This window comes from Methylocystis iwaonis, assembly GCF_027925385.1.
In the GTDB taxonomy this organism is placed as follows: Bacteria; Pseudomonadota; Alphaproteobacteria; order Rhizobiales; family Beijerinckiaceae; genus Methylocystis; species Methylocystis iwaonis.
In genome coordinates this window covers 1,369,169-1,384,577 of record NZ_AP027142.1, presented here as the reverse complement: position 1 = coordinate 1,384,577, position 15,409 = coordinate 1,369,169, and the positions used below count along the sequence as shown (strand labels likewise).

The 15,409-nt window shown below is 63.3% G+C and carries 16 protein-coding genes; 5 read left to right on the top strand and 11 right to left on the bottom strand.

All coding sequences use genetic code 11. The features are described 5' to 3' along the window. Positions 1–107: 107 nt before the first annotated feature. Positions 108–3,113: a hybrid sensor histidine kinase/response regulator gene (locus tag QMG84_RS06615; RefSeq protein ID WP_281931293.1), complete on the bottom strand. Its 3,006-nt coding sequence runs from the start codon at positions 3,111–3,113 to the stop codon at positions 108–110. Positions 3,114–3,511: 398 nt separating this feature from the next. Then, positions 3,512–3,898, bottom strand: a complete 387-nt coding sequence (locus QMG84_RS06610; protein ID WP_281931291.1) for a hypothetical protein — start codon at positions 3,896–3,898, stop codon at positions 3,512–3,514. Between the two features lie 314 nt (positions 3,899–4,212). Between QMG84_RS06610 and QMG84_RS06605 the strand changes: the two genes are divergently transcribed. After that, entirely contained in the window at positions 4,213–5,244 is a 1,032-nt protein-coding gene (locus QMG84_RS06605) for a calcium:cation antiporter family protein (RefSeq protein ID WP_281931289.1), read from the top strand. Positions 5,245–5,355: 111 nt separating this feature from the next. Here the strand turns inward: QMG84_RS06605 and QMG84_RS06600 are convergent, their stop codons facing one another. Continuing rightward, positions 5,356–6,336 (bottom strand): YihY/virulence factor BrkB family protein, encoded by a 981-nt coding sequence (locus QMG84_RS06600; protein ID WP_281931287.1) that lies wholly within the window; start codon positions 6,334–6,336, stop codon positions 5,356–5,358. Positions 6,337–6,427: 91 nt separating this feature from the next. Further along, positions 6,428–7,084, bottom strand: a complete 657-nt coding sequence (locus tag QMG84_RS06595) for a glutathione S-transferase family protein (RefSeq protein ID WP_281931285.1) — start codon at positions 7,082–7,084, stop codon at positions 6,428–6,430. Between the two features lie 114 nt (positions 7,085–7,198). Here QMG84_RS06595 and QMG84_RS06590 point away from each other — a divergent pair, with 114 nt between their 5' ends. Beyond that, positions 7,199–8,413, top strand: coding sequence for a polyhydroxyalkanoate depolymerase (locus QMG84_RS06590; protein ID WP_281931284.1), 1,215 nt, complete (start codon positions 7,199–7,201; stop codon positions 8,411–8,413). A gap of 144 nt (positions 8,414–8,557) precedes the next feature. Here QMG84_RS06590 and QMG84_RS06585 read toward each other — a convergent pair whose 3' ends face one another. Continuing rightward, the gene (locus QMG84_RS06585) at positions 8,558–8,821 is read right to left on the bottom strand and encodes a hypothetical protein (protein ID WP_281931282.1); all 264 of its coding nucleotides are present in this window, start codon (positions 8,819–8,821) and stop codon (positions 8,558–8,560) included. 88 nt (positions 8,822–8,909) lie between these two features. Next, complete coding sequence (locus QMG84_RS06580; RefSeq protein ID WP_281931280.1) at positions 8,910–9,242, bottom strand: hypothetical protein; 333 nt, start codon at positions 9,240–9,242, stop codon at positions 8,910–8,912. Positions 9,243–9,342: 100 nt separating this feature from the next. Here QMG84_RS06580 and QMG84_RS06575 point away from each other — a divergent pair, with 100 nt between their 5' ends. From QMG84_RS06575 to QMG84_RS06565, 3 genes are all read left to right on the top strand, one after another. Further along, on the top strand, positions 9,343–10,044 hold the full coding sequence (locus tag QMG84_RS06575) for an MOSC domain-containing protein (protein WP_281931279.1): 702 nt from the start codon (positions 9,343–9,345) through the stop codon (positions 10,042–10,044). A 53-nt stretch (positions 10,045–10,097) separates the two neighbouring features. Further along, on the top strand, positions 10,098–10,832 hold the full coding sequence (locus QMG84_RS06570; protein ID WP_281931277.1) for a class I SAM-dependent methyltransferase: 735 nt from the start codon (positions 10,098–10,100) through the stop codon (positions 10,830–10,832). 117 nt (positions 10,833–10,949) lie between these two features. Next, positions 10,950–11,852 carry a DMT family transporter gene (locus tag QMG84_RS06565; protein WP_281931276.1) on the top strand — a complete coding sequence of 301 codons (903 nt, stop codon included), beginning with the start codon at positions 10,950–10,952 and terminating at the stop codon, positions 11,850–11,852. A 54-nt stretch (positions 11,853–11,906) separates the two neighbouring features. On the opposite strand, the gene QMG84_RS06560 is transcribed toward QMG84_RS06565, so the two are convergent. The 5 genes from QMG84_RS06560 to QMG84_RS06540 form a co-directional block, all read right to left on the bottom strand. Then, positions 11,907–11,990 (bottom strand): PDDEXK family nuclease, encoded by an 84-nt coding sequence (locus QMG84_RS06560; RefSeq protein WP_281931936.1) that lies wholly within the window; start codon positions 11,988–11,990, stop codon positions 11,907–11,909. Positions 11,991–12,351: 361 nt separating this feature from the next. Further along, positions 12,352–12,606, bottom strand: a complete 255-nt coding sequence (locus QMG84_RS06555) for a Txe/YoeB family addiction module toxin (RefSeq protein ID WP_281931274.1) — start codon at positions 12,604–12,606, stop codon at positions 12,352–12,354. Beyond that, positions 12,603–12,857, bottom strand: coding sequence for a type II toxin-antitoxin system Phd/YefM family antitoxin (locus tag QMG84_RS06550; protein WP_165047956.1), 255 nt, complete (start codon positions 12,855–12,857; stop codon positions 12,603–12,605). Before QMG84_RS06550 ends, QMG84_RS06555 begins: the two co-directional genes overlap by 4 nt. A 51-nt stretch (positions 12,858–12,908) precedes the next feature. Continuing rightward, complete coding sequence (lepA, locus tag QMG84_RS06545) at positions 12,909–14,717, bottom strand: translation elongation factor 4 (RefSeq protein WP_281931272.1); 1,809 nt, start codon at positions 14,715–14,717, stop codon at positions 12,909–12,911. A 141-nt stretch (positions 14,718–14,858) separates the two neighbouring features. Beyond that, positions 14,859–15,353: a hypothetical protein gene (locus QMG84_RS06540; protein WP_281931271.1), complete on the bottom strand. Its 495-nt coding sequence runs from the start codon at positions 15,351–15,353 to the stop codon at positions 14,859–14,861. Positions 15,354–15,409: the final 56 nt, after the last annotated feature.

The following is a 15,409-nucleotide window of genomic DNA, read 5'->3' as shown; positions in this document are numbered from 1 at the left end:
CCGTCATTGCGAGCGAAGCGAAACAATCCAGGGCGGCGACGCAGCCCTGGATTGTTTCGTCGGCTTCGCCTCCTCGCAATGACGGCGGTGCTGCGGCCGCCAGCTCTCTAATTCTGCAACAAGGAGCGGAGCGCCTCGAGCGACGCTGGCTTCGTCAAATGCGCGTCGAAGCCGGCCTCGCGCGTTTTTGCGCGATCCTCCGCCTGTCCCCAGCCGGTGAGCGCGACGAGCGTCAGCCTGCGGCCAATCTCGCTCTGCCGTATCAACCGCGCGGTTTCGAAGCCGTCCTGCAAAGGCATGCCGAGATCGAGAAACACGATGTCCGGTTCGAAGACCGTCACTTCGCGCAGCCCGTCTCGCCCGCCATAGGTCACGCGCACCGAAGCCCCGAGCAGATCGAGCACCATCGCCAAAGTATCCGCGACGTCGCGCTCGTCGTCGATCACCAGCGCGCGCCGGCCGGCCGGCGCCGCCCTGGCCTCGACGCGCTTGGCAGGCTCCGCCGCATCCGCCGCCGAAACGCTCACAGGGAGGCGCACCATAAAGACGCTCCCTCTGCCGAGCCCTTCGCTTGCCGCTTCGATCGAGCCGCCGTGCAGCTCCACCAGCTTGCGGACGAGGGTGAGGCCAATGCCGAGGCCGCTGTCGTTGGACGGGTTCCCCGTCTGGGCGAAAGGCTCGAAAACATGCGACAACGCCTCGGGCCCCATGCCGCGGCCGTTGTCTCTGACGATCACGACCGCTTCCCGCCCCCTGCGTTCGGCAAGGATTTCGATGCGTCCGCCCTCCGGGGTGTATTTTGCCGCATTGTTCAGAATATTGGCGAAAACCTGCGTGAGCCGCACAGGATCGCCGTAAACGAGCAATGTCTCCGGCGGCGTGGAAAGCGCGGCGCCGTGACGCCCTTTCTCGATCGACGGCCGGCTCGTCTCCAAAGCGTTGCGCAAAACTGTTGCGATGTCCGTCGGCTCGCGGCGCAGCTCTATTCTCCCCCTGGCGATGCGCGAAATTTCGAGGAGATCGTCGACGAGGCGCACAAGATGCGTCACCTGACGCTCCATCATATCGAGCAACTGCGGGTCGGATTCGACGCCTCTCTGCGCGCGCGCTCTCAGCAGATGAACGCCATTGTGGATAGGGACGAGCGGATTGCGCAGCTCATGCGCCAGCATGGCGATGAGCTCATCCTTCCGCCGGTCGGCGTCTCGCAGCGCCTCTTCCGCATTTTTGCGGTCCGTAATATCCGCTTCCACGCCCGTCATGCGCACGGGCTTGCGCTCGCCTCCGGGACCGTCCTCGAAATAGGCCCGCCCGCTGACGCCGTGCCAATTCACCGACCCGTCCGGCAGGATGACGCGGAACTCGGCCTGAAAGCCGCAAGCGCATTCCGGACTCAAGCAAGCTTCGACCGCTTGGCGAACGCGCGCGCGGTCGGCGGGATGAATGCGCTCGAACGCCTCTTCAAAGCGGATGTCCTCGTCTGGCTCGAGGCCCCAAATCCTTTTCATCTGGGCGTCCCAGACGACCTTGCCGCTTTGCGGATAATAAGCGAAGGAGCCGAATTTTGCGGCGTCCAAAGCGATGCGCAGCCGCTCTTCGCGTTCGCGCAAAATTTGCTCCGAGAGTTTTCGGTCGGAGATGTCCCGGACAATTCCCCACATCGCGTCCGGCGCGCCATTTCCATCTTTGGAGAGAACAGTGCGTAACTCGACGGGAAAAACACCTCCGTCCTTGCGGCGATATTCCTTCTCGTAGACCTCCGAATAGCCGCGCGGCAGGATCTGCTCCCGGACGATCGCGGCCTCCATCGCATGCCATTTTTCGGGCGTGAGCTCTTGATACGTCAGACCACGCAGTTCTTCTTCCGAATAACCGAGCATGTCGCGATAAAGGTCGTTGACCTCCAGAATGCGGCCGTCCATGGCGACGCGCACGAAAGGATCGCGCTGCGATTCATACAACAGGCGGTAACGACGCTCGCTGGCGCGCAGCGCCTCTTCGGCGTTCTTGAGTTCGGACACGTCGAGGACGACGCCATAGTAACGCTCCGGCGCGCCGTCCGGCCCCATAACGGGCCGGCCTCTCGACAGCAACCATCTGGGCGCCTGATCGCTTGGAAGATTGACGCGCCACTGAAGCTCGAATTCCTCGCCCGCGCGCCCCGCCGCCAGGACCGCCGCGGTCACGCGCTCGCGGTCGTCTTCATGAATAGATTTCGCCCAATTTTCGAAAGACGCTTCGCAGGCGCCGATATCGAGACCGTAAAGCGCCCAGAGATTCTTCGACCAGACCGCGCGATTATTTTCCGAGCTCCATTCCCAGGAGCCGGCATGCGCCGCGTCCTGCGCGAGACGCATCAAACTTTCACTCTCGCGCAGCGCTTCCTGCGCCAATTTGCGCGCATGGATGTCGAAATTGACGCCCACCCATTTGCGCACCGATCCGTCGCGATCGAACAGAGGCGCGCCGCGGACATTGGTCCAGCGCCAGCCGCCGCCGTTCCATTTGAGCCGGTATTCCGCGTCATATGGCGCGCGCATTGCGACGGCTTCCCGCCACCGCTCCTCCGCATGCGCGCGATCGTCGGGATGAACGGCGTCGAGCCATCCATAGCCGAGAAAATTTTCGAGCGTCTGGCCCGTATAAGCGCGCCAGCTCGGGCTGTCGGAGACGATTGCGCCATGGGCGTCGGCTTCCCAAACGGCCTGAGCGTAAGACTCGGTCAAGGCGCGAAATCGCTCCTCGCTTTCGCGCAGCGCATCTTCCGCCGCGCGGCGCGCCTCGATGTCGACGACAGAACCAACGTAACCTTGGAAAACGCCGCTTTCGTCGAAGCGTGGCGCCGCCGCGGAGAAGGTTCGGTGGTAGACGCCATCGAAACGCCTGACCCGATATTCGGCGCGATAGGGCGCGCGGGCGTTGAATGCACGCGTCCAAGCCGCGCCGACTCGCTCACGGTCCTCCGGGTGAACCGCTTCGATCCAGCCCGCGCGCGCCTGCTCCAGGCTTTGACCGGTGAATTCGGACCAGGCTGGATCGACGTAGCTGGCGCGTCCTTCAGGATCGCTTGCCCAACTGGTCAGCCAAAAGTGATCGCCTGTCAGATTCTCCATGCAATCTGCGCTCACGCCAAATTAAAACCACGAAATACATGAGATGGAGATGCCGATCAAATGAGACGGCTTTATGTTTTCTTGAACTGTACAATGCGCGGACGCCGCCCCGCATTCAGTTTCGAGCTGTGGCTTCGTAACGCTTTTTGTCGGCTTCCATCACATGGGCCAGAGCGTCGCATTTTTGCGGGTCGCTTGCGTTCTGCGCAGCGCACATCCGGTAGGCCGCCGAAGATTGCTCGTAGGAATCGGCGGCATATTGAGCGTTCGCAACGTCTCTGGACCCAGGGCTGTTACATCCCGCGAGAACCGCCGCAGCCACAAAAAGGAACAGCCAACGCATCATCGTCCTCGTAAGAGCCCGTTTTCGACAAAAGTTGAGAGACACTTTTCTCGAATCAAAAAGCGCGCGTGACTCCAGGCGTGCGGAAATCGCGCTGGCGCAAACGCTGCTTGGTTATCACGCCATTCGCTTCGATGGCCAGCGTAACCGGACTCATGCAGGCGTAAGGGATGTAGATCGGCTGGCCTGCGACGAAGCGGCGACCGGCGTAGCCGTAATCAAAGGCGTCGCATTTGCCGTTGTTGATAGCGACGCCGTCGATATCGACGGTCTCCTCGGCGCGACACTCGATCCAACGATAGCCGCTGAATGTCGAAAGCTCGGGAAGGAAGGCTTCTGTTTCGAGCAGCGTGCACGAGAAGGGAGACGACTGCGCCGCCGCATGGCTCCAGCCCCATAAAGTCATCGCGAGGAGAACGCGCGCAAGCGTCGACTTCATCATATCGCGAACCTCCAAATCTCGCTGCATCGAAGCGCAAAAGCCGGGGCGGCGCAACTTCGCCCGGTCCCGCGCGAACAGACTTCCTCATCTTGATGAGGAGCCGCCGCAGGCGGCGTCTCGTCGGCGCGACTGCCCTTGATTGGCGCGAGCCGAGCCGTCACGATGCGTCCCATAAATCCGTCATTGCGAGGAGGCGGAGCCGATGAAGCAATCCAGGGCCGCATCGCCGCCCTGGATTGCTTCGCTCGCAATGACGGGCGAAAGTTTGAAAGGATGCATAGGTGGCCGCAATTGATCGCCAGGAAATGATTGTCATGGGCGCCTCTGCCGCGCTCGTCGGCGTGGCTGGCGCCACGCATGTCTTACATGCCGGCGCGATCGTCAGCTTCCTGGCCTGCGCGCTCGCGCTCGCCGGCGTCGCTCATGTCATCGGCGAGGCGACGGATCAAGTCGGCAATCACTTGAGCCCCTCGACAACAGGGCTCATCCAATCGGCAGTGGGAAGTCTTCCCGAACTTTTCGTGTGTATCTTCTCACTGCAAGCGGGACTAGTCACCGTGGTGCAGGCCTCGTTGATTGGCTCGATCCTCGCCAATGTCCTGCTGGTGCTGGGCCTCGCCTTTGTCGTGGGCGGGTGGCGCCATGGCGTGCTGGAATTCAACGCCCGGACGCCCCGCATGATCGCTTCGCTCCTGCTGCTCGCCGTCTCGGCGCTGGTCCTGCCGACGCTCGCAAACGAGCTGCATCTGGCGGCCGCGTCGCATGAGCAGGAGCTTGCCGTTGTCTGCGCCGTCGTGTTGCTGCTGGTCTTCGCGATCCTGACGAAATCGATGCTCGAGCAAGGCCAGCGCGCCGTGCCGGCGGAGGCCCATGCGCGCGCCCACGCCTGGCCGCTCTCGACCGCGATCGCCGTGCTGCTCGTCTGCGCCGGCGGCGCGGCGCTGGTCTCCGATTGGTTCGTCGAGGCGCTGGAGCCCGCGATCGATACGCTCGGGTTGAGCCAGACTTTCGCGGGGCTCGTCGTCGTCGCCATCGCTGGCAATGCGATCGAGAATGTCGTGGGCGTGCGCCTTGCTGCGGCGGGCAAATCGGAGCTTGCGGTCAGCGTCGTGCTGACGAGCGCGCTTCAGGTCGCGGTGGTCATTGTGCCGGTCCTGGTGCTGGCGAGCTTTACCATGGGCGGCGCGGCCTTCACGCTCGCCGTCCCGCCGATCCTGGCGGTCGCGCTGTTTTTTTCCGTCCTGGTCGTGACGGTGGTGACCGTCGACGGCCAGGCCGACATGGTCGACGGCGCGGCGCTCATCGGCCTCTACGCGATCATCGCCGCGATTTTCTGGTGGGGCTAAATCGATCGGGTCGCCATCATTCCGACCGTCATTGCGAGCGAAGCGAAGCAATCCAGGGCCGCGATGGGGCTCTGGATTGCTTCGTCGCTCTGCTCCTCGCAATGACGGCGGCTACGACTTCGGCTGGCCAATCGTATCCGCCATCACGGCGCCGCGCTCGCCCAAGGGTTGCGGCGCGCCCGTTGTCGTGTCTTTCGCCGTCTGATGCTCCATCTCGGCGTCGAGTTCGGCGCCGACCAGCAGCACAATCGCCGACACCCACAGCCACAGCATAAAGCCGATGGCCGCGCCGAGCGACCCATAGGTTTCGTTGAACTTGCCCAGATTGGCCGCATACCAAGAGAAAAGCAGCGAGGCGATCAACCAGAAGATCGCTGCGAAAGCGGCGCCCCAGCTCACCCAGCGCCATTGCGCCCGGTCGCGGCTCGGCCCATAGCGATAGATGACCGAGGTCGCGATCGCGATGACGATGACCAAAGCCGGCCAGCGCAGCCACGAAGTCCAGGTTTCGAGCGCGGGGAGCCCAACCGCTTCAAGCGCGCGCGGCAAGATCACCATGGCGCCCAGGGAAAGGGCAAGCAGCGCCATGCCTGCGAGCGTGAAGCCCAGCGATATGGCGTTGAGCTTGAAGAAGCCGCGCTTCTCCTCTTCCTGATAAACGACATTGAGCGCGTCGAAGATCGCCTTCATGCCGGCATTGGCGCTCCAGAGCGAAAACAGCAGCCCGATGACCGAGGCGAGCCCGAGCTTTGTCGCGCCCTGCGCGGCGACGCGGCGGATTTGATCGCCGATGATCGACAGGCCTTCGGCGGGCAGAAAGCCCGAGAGGGCCTGAAGATGACCGCTGATCGTCGAAGGGTCGGCGACGAGCCCGTAGATCGCCACAAAGGCGGCGATGGCGGGAAAGATCGCCAGCAGCGCATAGAAAGTGACGCCCGCGGCGATGGCGAGAATGCGGTGCTGGTTGATATCGTCATAGACGCGCGCCAGCACATCCTTCCAGCCGCGCGACGGGATTTCAGACGGCGTCGCCGCCGCCCTGCCCCGCTCGACTGCCGCAGGATTTGCTGAAGGAGCCTCATTCGCCGCCATAACGCATCCTCCGGCGCGCATTCGCGCTTCCGGAAGAACCGCCTTTATTGCAGGACGTTCCTAGAGAAGAAGATTTCCGAAAATTGGATTTTCAGAACTCGACCTCGAGCTCTTCGATCTCGTCCTTCTCCAGCTTCGCCGCCTCGAGCCATTCCTGCATCGCCGGCCAGGCGAGAATGCGGTCGCAATAGTCCTCGCAGAGAGGATCGAGCGCGACGTCATAGGTGCGGAAGCGGGTCACCACCGGCGCATACATGGCGTCCGCCATGGAAATCCGATCGCCGAAGAGATAGGGCCCGCCGTGCAGCTCGATGCTCTCGCGCCAGATTTCCGCGACGCGCGCGACGTCGCCCTGCGCCTTCGACCACACTTTGAATTTCGGGAAATGCCCCTTGAGGTTCATCGGCAGCGCCGAGCGCAGCGCATTGAAGCCCGAGTGCAGCTCGCCGCAGATCGAGCGGCAACGCGCCCGGCTCAGGCGATCGGCCGGCAGTAGCTTGGCGTCCGGCGCGATCTCATTGAGGAACTCGCCGATCGCCAAAGTGTCCCAAATCCTGAAATCGCCGTAGGTGAGACAGGGCACGCGGATCGAGGGCGAGAGCAGCAGAATCTCCTCGCGCGCCGTCGCGTCGTCGGGGTCGACCGTGATCTCCTCGAAGGGAAGGCCGGAAAGCTTCATCAACAGCCAGCCGCGAAGCGACCAGGACGAATAGTTCTTGCTGCTGATGGTAAGCGTCGCGGTCGGCATCGATTTTCCTCATTGACTCAATGGCCCAGAGCAAGCCATGTGCCAATTTTTCGAGCAATGGCACAGCCCTTGCTCGCCACATGCTACCGAAACCCAGGGGTCTCATTCCAGCGCATGTATAACGCCTATAAGGCCTATGCCGACCTCTCCGACCAGATTCGCCTGGCGGCGGCAAGCAGCGAACGCATCCTGAGCCTCTGGGGGACGATGCAATTCGCCGCGCCCCTGCGCTGCTTTCAGGCCTATCACGAGCTCGTGGCGCTTGGCGGCTTCACGCATCGCCGGCCGGACTACGGCATTGCGGAGGTGACGACCGACGCGGGCGAGACGGTGCCCGTGGTCGAGGAGGTCGTCGCGACAACCCCTTTCTGCGACCTGCTGCGCTTTTCCCGCCAGGGCGCGAGCGGCGAGCCGCGCGTGCTGCTGCTCGCGCCCATGTCGGGCCATTTCGCGACGCTCCTGCGCGGCACGATCCGCACCATGCTGCGCGACCACGAGGTCTATGTCAGCGACTGGCGCAACCCGCGCGACGTTCCGCTTCATGAGGGGACCTTCGGCTTCGAGGATTTCGTCCAGCATATCATCGACTTCCTGAAATTTATGGGACCACAGTCGCATCTCGTGGCCGTCTGCCAGCCCACCGTCCCGGCGCTCGCCGCCGTGGCGCTGATGGCGCAGGACCAGGACCCCGATACGCCGGCCAGCCTGACGCTGATGGCGGGGCCGATCGACACCCGCATCTCGCCCACCAAGGTCAATGAGTTCGCCACCTCCAAGCCGATCGAGTGGTTCCGCGAGAAGATGATCAGCAAGGTGCCGCATGGCCTGCCGGGCGCAGGGCGGCGCGTCTATCCGGGCTTCATGCAGCTTTCGGCCTTCATGAGCATGAATATGGATCGGCACCGGAACGCCTTCGCCGACCTCTTCAAGCACCGTGTCGACGGCGATCACGCCAAGGCCGACCAGATCCGAACATTTTACGAGGAATATTTCGCGATCATGGATCTCGATGCGGATTTTTATCTGCACACGATCGAGACCGTTTTCCAGAAATACGCCCTGCCCGAAGGCAATCTGACCTTCAAAGGGCGCAAGGTCGAACCCCGCGCCATCAAGAAAACCTTCCTGCTCACGGTCGAGGGCGAGAAGGACGACATTTGCGCCATCGGCCAGACGCTCGCCGCGCAAGACCTGTGCAGCGGCCTGCGCCCTTATATGAAGTCACATCACATGCAGGCCGGCGTCGGCCATTATGGGGTGTTCAACGGCAGGCGTTGGGACAATCATATCTACCCCGTGCTGCGCGAACATATCCGCGGCAGCATGTGACGCTGTCATTCCCGTCATTGCGAGGAGCGAAAGCGACGAAGCAATCCAGAGTCGCGACCGCTGCTCTGGATTGCTTCGCACTTCTGCGAAGTCGGGTATACCCGACTTCGAAAAAATGCTCGCAATGACGGTAAAACGAGCGCCTCACCAATAACGCCAATAGGGGCCGCCGAATCCGCCATAGAAACGCGGATAGGTCGAGAGCTCCATCCGCCGTTCCCGGCGGTCGGCCGAGCGGTCGAGGTCGACGTCCAGAAGACATTTGGAGAAACCATCCGTCCCGCGCTTGAAACCGTAGGATTTGCAGCGCGCGTCATCCATCGCCCGCTGCTCGGCCGGCGTCGTCGACTCGCAGGCGCCGAGCGCCGCGCCCAAAGCCAGGACGGCAAATAAACTAGAAATCCGCATCTCTAGACCCTCGTTGGCCCGATTGAGATTCGCTCAAAAGTCCAGCCGAAAAATGGCTGCTTTGCGGCGCCCTTACCTTACCTCGCCGTCACCACGGGCGTTTGGCGAGCGGCGTCTCGCTATCGACGATATTGGCCTCCAACGCGCCCACCCGCTTGGCGAGAACATTGACGGCGCTCTGCAGCGCGGCGATCTGCCGTGCAAGATCGTCGATGCGGGCGGCAGTCGCCCTGTCGGAGACAGTCGCGTCATTGCGCAGCCGCGCCAATTGCTGACCGAGGCAATTGACGGCGCCGATCACATCCTTCTGATCGGCAATGACGCCGGAAACGCCGGAGGCCTGGACCGGGCAGGCGACATCGGCCCGCGCCGGCGCGGCGGCGGCCAGCAAGAGCAAAATCAGGCCGAGCGATCTTCGCATGTGATCCTCCCCGAACCACGACCCAAATCGCGCTTGCCGGCGCGCGGGCAATGCGCCTTTATGCCCGAGAGTTCCTGAAATATCCTTGCAGCCAACCAACATGACTCTCGCTCCTGCTCATCCTCTCGTTTTGATCGGGGCAATCGCGCCGCTCGGCGACGCCGGGCGGACGAGCGCGATCGTCAAAGCGCCCACCCCCGGCCCATGGCGAATTGGCCAGACGGGGTTAGAAGGCGACGCCCAGGCCGATCTCAAACATCATGGCGGGCCAGAAAAAGCGCTGCACCACTACGCATTCGATCATTACGCGCCCTGGCGCGCGGAGATCGGCGACGCCGCTGCCCTCGCCGCGCCCGGCGCCTTCGGCGAGAACTTGTCGACGTCCGGCTGGACGGAGGAGACCGTCCGCCTCGGCGACGTCATCCGCTTTGGCTCCGCGCTCTTGCAGGTGAGCCAGGGACGCCAGCCCTGCTTCAAGCTCAATCTGCGTTTCGGCCTGCGCGACATGGCGGCGCGCGTCCAGCGCAGCGGCCGCACGGGCTGGTATTATCGCGTGCTGCAAGAAGGCGTCGCGCAAGAGGGCGACGCCCTCGCGCTGATCGAGCGCCCCTGCCCCGATTGGCCGCTCGCGCGCCTCTCCCGGCTGCTTTACCGCGACACGCGCGACCGCGAAGGTCTCGCCGCCATGGCCGCGCTCCCGCAACTGGCGGAGGGTTGGCGCGCGCTGGCGCAGCGGCGTCTCGACACCGGCAAGACCGAAAACTGGAGCGCCCGGCTCTACGGCCGGCAGCGCCAGAGCTGATTGCCTCGCTCGCGCAACCGCCTTAAGGTGCGCGCCTGAATGCGGAGAAGGCCATGTCGTCACGCTCACAAGACTTGCTGCAGGACAATCTTTTCACGGGAAAGATCGGCGCGGAATACGACATTCTGCGGCTGATGTGCCCCAACCACGTCCTGCTCGCCAAGCGCCTCAGCGCGACGGTCGCCGCCTGGAAGCCCGACGAGACGCTGAAAGGTTTCGAAATCGGCTGCGGCACCGGCATCAGCACCACTTTGATGCTCGCCGCGCGCGACGCCCTCACGCTGACCGCCGTCGACAGCGCGGCGGCGATGCTCGATCAGGCGCGCGAAAATCTGGCGGATGACGTGAAGGCGGGCCGCGTGACCTTCCAGGAAGCCGACGCGCTCGACGCGCTGAAGGCGCTGCCCGACAATAGCCTCGACCTCGTCGCCTCCAATTACGCCATTCACAATTTCCTCGACGATTACCGTTCCAAGGTTCTCGCCGAAGTGCATCGCGTGCTGAAACCCGGCGGCCTCTTCGTCAATGGCGACCGCTATGCGATGGACGACCGCGCCGCGCATCTGCAGGACACGCAGGAGACGGTGCGCCGCTGGTTCAAGCTCTTCCGGGAAATCAACCGGCTCGACCTCCTCGAGGATTGGGTGGTGCATTTCTACAGCGACGAATCGCCCGAACACCTCATGTATTTCACGCCGTCGATGCGGCTGCTCGAAACGCTCGGCTTTGCGGTGACGGTCGATTATCGCGAGGGCGTCGATACGCTGGTGCGGGCGGTGAAAGCGTGATCGATACGTTTGGACAAGCGCGCCTGAAGGCGCGCGGTCCGGACCGGCGCTGGACCGCGCGCCTTCAGGCGCGCAGCCAACGAGCAGCACGAAACCCGGCGGTCGCGTCCTAACGGCATGGACCTCGCCCTGCTTGCTCTCCTCGCGGCGCTCGTCACCGCGCTCTGCCAATCCGCCACCGATCTCGGCACCAAGGCCGCGACGCGCTATGCCGACGACCGCGCGATCCTCGCCGCCCAATGGAACGCCGGCGCGCTGCTGCTCGTCATCGCCTGCCTCATCGTCTATCCGGGGCTCGCCGCCGCGCCGATCACGACGCTCGACGCGCTGACGCAGCCGGGCTTTACGAAGCTCCTCGCCTGGTCCGGCGTTCTCAACGTCGTCGCCTATTTCCTGTACATAAGGGGTTTCCGCCTCTCCGACGCCTCGCTCGTCGCGCCGCTGGTGCTGCTGACGCCGGTGCTGATGCTGGTCACCTCGCCGATCATGACCGGCGAGCAGGCGCCGCCGATGGGGATGTTCGGCGTGCTGTTCACCGTGCTCGGCGTCGGCCTTCTCGACGCCAACCGGGCGAACGGCAAAAGGTTCAATTTCGCCGTCTTCGTCCGGGACGCCGGCGCGCGCTACATGCTCGTCACCGCCACGATCTGGAGCGTCACCGCCAATATCGACAAGCTCGGCGTGAAGGCCTCGACGCCGCTCATCTGGATTGCGGCGGTGACCATCGTCATCGCGCTTTGCGCGAATGTCTATTGGGCGCTCGGTCCACGCAAGACGCCGCGCCTCTCCTCGCTACGCTACGCGCTGCTCGCGGGATCGGCCATGGCCTTCGGCAATACGGTGCAGATGTGGGCGCTGACGATCCTGTTCACGCCCTATGTCATCGCCATCAAACGCCTCTCGGCGCTCTTCACCGTGCTCGCAAGCTCCCATGTGCTGAAGGAGGAGACTGGCGGGCGCCTCCTCGGCGCGGCGGTGATGCTGGCGGGAGCGGTAATGATCGCGCTGGCTAGGACTTAAGCCCCTCTCCCCGCAAGCGGGGAGAGGCTGGGTGAGGGGCCCGGGTGATTATCCCTACTCTTGCAAGAGAGCCGCCAATATTGCCTCCGCAACAGCCTCGGCATTCTCATAAACCTGCTGGTTCGTGAAGCGGATCACCCGGTAGCCTTGGGCCTCATACGAGATCCGCTCGATTATTCGGCGCCATTCCCGACGCGCGCAGTTTGGACACACAGGAAATCACCACCGTCATTGCGAGGAGGCGGAGCCGACGAAGCAATCCAGGGCCGCATCGCTGCCCTGGATTGCTTCGCTTCGCTCGCAATGACGGCTCTGAACAAAACCAGCGCTCTTGTGGCTCTGGACGCGCCGAAGTGGCGTCCCGTCTCAGCTCACGAGACCGACGGGTTTCGATGAAACGCAGGCCGCGCATGGCAAATCTCTCAATTAATCCCCCGGCCCCTCACCCAACCTCTCCCCGCGAGCGGGGAGTGAGTTGGCGCCGCCATAACAAGCTCACTCAATAATGATGGCGACACTGCGCAATCAGCAGGCTCTCGCCTTCGACGCGATATACCAGGCGATGCTCCAGCGTAATCCGCCGAGACCACCAGCCCCGTAAATCCCCCCGCAAAGGCTCGGGCTTTCCAGTGCCTGTAAAAGGCGTGCGCTGGCATTCCTTGATGAGTGAATTAATGCGTTCGAGAATCTTCGCGTCCTGCGCCTGCCAGTGGAGATAATCCTCCCAGGCGCTTTCCGAGAAGATGAGCTTCATTCGGAAAGCTTACGCTCTGCGCCGCCGCCAGCTTCGAGTTCTTTGATCGACGCAAGCAGGCGCTCGGCGTTGCGCGGGCTTTTCAGCAGATAGGCCGTCTCCTCATAGGAGGCGAAATCTTCGAGGGAGATCAGCACGGCCGCCGGCTTTCCGCGGTCACGGGTGATGACGACAGGCTCGTGGTCCTCGGTCACGCGATCGAGCGTGGCCGCGAGGTTCTTCCGGAGGTCGCTGTAGGAGGTCGTGCGCATGGAGGGAATATGTACGTAACTGCGTACGTTCGCAAGCCCCCGCAAAGGCCCCTAGTCCTCCATCTTCAGCGCCGCGATAAACGCCTCCTGCGGGATTTCCACCCGCCCGAACTGGCGCATCTTCTTCTTGCCTTCCTTCTGCTTCTCCAAGAGCTTCCGCTTACGGGTCACGTCCCCGCCATAGCATTTGGCGGTCACGTCCTTGCGGAAGGCGCGCACGGTTTCGCGGGCGATGATCTTGCCCCCGAGCGCGGCCTGGATCGGCACCTGGAACATATGCGGCGGGATCAGCTCCTTGAGCTTCTCGCACATCTGCCGGCCGCGCCCCTCGGCCCGGGTGCGGTGCACGAGCATCGACAAAGCGTCCACCGGCTCGGCGTTCACGAGGATGCTCATCTTCACCAGATCGCCGGCGCGATAGTCGGTGAGCTGATAGTCGAATGAGGCGTAGCCCTTGGAGATCGACTTCAGGCGATCGTAGAAATCGAACACCACCTCGTTGAGCGGCAGGTCATAGACCGCCATGGCGCGCTTGCCGACATAGTTCAAATCCACCTGTATGCCGCGCCGATCCTGACAAAGCTTGAGCACCGAGCCCAGATAATCGTCGGGCGTCAGGATCGTGGCGCGAATCCAGGGCTCTTTGATCTCCTCGATCTTCACCACATCCGGCATGTCCGCCGGATTGTGCAGCTCGATCTCGTCGCCATTGGTCAGCAGGATTTGGTAGACGACCGACGGCGCCGTCGCGATCAGGTCGAGATTGAACTCGCGCGACAGCCGCTCCTGAATGATCTCCAGGTGCAGCAGGCCCAGAAAGCCGCAGCGGAAGCCGAAACCGAGCGCGGCGGAGGTCTCCATCTCATAGGAGAAGCTCGCGTCGTTCAGGCGCAGCTTGCCGATCGCGGCGCGCAAATCCTCGAAGTCGGCGGCGTCGACGGGGAAGAGGCCGCAGAACACCACCGGCTGCGCCGGCTTGAAGCCCGGCAGCGCCTCGTCGCAGGGCTTGCGCTCATCGGTGATCGTGTCGCCGACGCGCGTATCCGCGACCTGCTTGATCTGCGCGGTGATGAAGCCGACCTCTCCGGGGCCAAGCTCGGCGACGTCCTGCATCTTGGGGCGGAACACGCCGATCTTGTCGACCTCATAATGGGCGCCCGTGCCCATCATCTGGATCTTCTGGCCCTTTTTCAGCGTGCCGTCGAAGATGCGCACCAGCACCACGACGCCGAGATAGGCGTCGTACCAGCTGTCGACCAGCAGCGCCTTCAGGGGCGCCTTCTCGTCGCCCTGGGGCGGCGGCAGGCGGGTGACGATCGCCTCCAGCACGTCCGGAATGCCGATGCCGGTCTTGGCAGAGATGAGCACCGCGTCCTTGGCGTCGAGGCCGATCACCTCCTCGATCTGCTCCTTGATGCGGTCGGGCTCGGCCGCCGGCAGGTCGATCTTGTTGAGCACGGGCACGATCTCGTGCCCCGCGTCGATGGCCTGATAGACATTGGCGAGCGTCTGCGCCTCGACGCCCTGGGAGGCGTCCACCACGAGCAGCGAGCCCTCGCAGGCCTTGAGCGAGCGCGAGACCTCATAGGCGAAGTCGACGTGGCCGGGCGTGTCCATCAGGTTCAGGACGTAATCCTTGCCGTCCGCGGCCCGGTAATGCAGGCGCACGGTCTGCGCCTTGATGGTGATGCCGCGCTCGCGCTCGATATCCATGGAATCGAGCACCTGCTCGACCATCTCGCGCGCCGCGAGCGTCCCGGTCTCCTGGATCAGCCGGTCGGCGAGCGTCGACTTGCCGTGGTCGATATGCGCCACGATCGAGAAATTGCGGATGTTGTCGAATTTGCGGGGGGTGCTCATGGCGCTTCGGATAGCAGCGCCCGGCCCCAAAAGAAAGGGTTGCGATCATCCCGAAGGCGACGGCGCCTATGGCGGCGGGGGTTGAAAGCGCGCCGTCCCCGGCCGGCGCCCGGCGGGCGAGATCGAGGCCTCGAGTCGGGCTCAGACGGCGACATTCTGCGGCGTGCGAGCAGCGACGCGCGAAAAGAGCCATCCGGCGCTCACGTCTGTGCCTTCCGCCTCTTCGCGTAGAAGGCGTTGATGGTCTTTCATGATAGAAAGCGTTCTGATGAAAGTATCCAGTAGCTGCAAAGCTTCTTCGATCGGAAAATCCTGCGCCCGCAGTCGGACGATCCGCTCTCGCTGGCGCGCAACAATTCTTTCAGCCTGGACGACATGCCGGGTCGCTTTGGCGAGTAGCTTCTCGGGTTCGTCCATCAAGGCCACGGCGTCGCCTCGAGGCGCCTCGTCAGTTTCGGGACTTATAACCTTCCCCAGGGCCAATTGAAGCAGCAGCAGCCCGATTCGGTCGGGAAGCGGCTCATGGACAATCGTCTGGAACGACTCCTGAATGGCTTTTCCTAGCGCGCTTTGGAGCATCCGCTCATCCTGCGCGCGCTCATCCGCCAGAAACTCCGCCATCGAGGTCACGGTCACGGTCCCCATCCTGAGTTCCGCTTTCACGAAGTATCTGATGGTAAGTAGTTATCTCT

What these genes read in the sequence shown, in the direction of transcription:
- QMG84_RS06590 (WP_281931284.1), top strand. Translation starts at nt 7,199, where the DNA reads ATGTATAACGCCTATAAGGCCTATGCCGACCTCTCCGACCAGATTCGC.
- QMG84_RS06585 (WP_281931282.1), bottom strand. Translation starts at nt 8,821, where the DNA reads ATGCGGATTTCTAGTTTATTTGCCGTCCTGGCTTTGGGCGCGGCGCTC.
- QMG84_RS06610 (WP_281931291.1), bottom strand. Translation starts at nt 3,898, where the DNA reads ATGATGAAGTCGACGCTTGCGCGCGTTCTCCTCGCGATGACTTTATGG.
- QMG84_RS06550 (WP_165047956.1), bottom strand. Translation starts at nt 12,857, where the DNA reads ATGCGCACGACCTCCTACAGCGACCTCCGGAAGAACCTCGCGGCCACG.
- QMG84_RS06555 (WP_281931274.1), bottom strand. Translation starts at nt 12,606, where the DNA reads ATGAAGCTCATCTTCTCGGAAAGCGCCTGGGAGGATTATCTCCACTGG.
- QMG84_RS06600 (WP_281931287.1), bottom strand. Translation starts at nt 6,336, where the DNA reads ATGGCGGCGAATGAGGCTCCTTCAGCAAATCCTGCGGCAGTCGAGCGG.
- QMG84_RS06595 (WP_281931285.1), bottom strand. Translation starts at nt 7,084, where the DNA reads ATGCCGACCGCGACGCTTACCATCAGCAGCAAGAACTATTCGTCCTGG.
- QMG84_RS06565 (WP_281931276.1), top strand. Translation starts at nt 10,950, where the DNA reads ATGGACCTCGCCCTGCTTGCTCTCCTCGCGGCGCTCGTCACCGCGCTC.
- QMG84_RS06580 (WP_281931280.1), bottom strand. Translation starts at nt 9,242, where the DNA reads ATGCGAAGATCGCTCGGCCTGATTTTGCTCTTGCTGGCCGCCGCCGCG.
- QMG84_RS06575 (WP_281931279.1), top strand. Translation starts at nt 9,343, where the DNA reads ATGACTCTCGCTCCTGCTCATCCTCTCGTTTTGATCGGGGCAATCGCG.
- QMG84_RS06605 (WP_281931289.1), top strand. Translation starts at nt 4,213, where the DNA reads ATGGGCGCCTCTGCCGCGCTCGTCGGCGTGGCTGGCGCCACGCATGTC.
- lepA (WP_281931272.1), bottom strand. Translation starts at nt 14,717, where the DNA reads ATGAGCACCCCCCGCAAATTCGACAACATCCGCAATTTCTCGATCGTG.
- QMG84_RS06570 (WP_281931277.1), top strand. Translation starts at nt 10,098, where the DNA reads ATGTCGTCACGCTCACAAGACTTGCTGCAGGACAATCTTTTCACGGGA.
- QMG84_RS06615 (WP_281931293.1), bottom strand. Translation starts at nt 3,113, where the DNA reads ATGGAGAATCTGACAGGCGATCACTTTTGGCTGACCAGTTGGGCAAGC.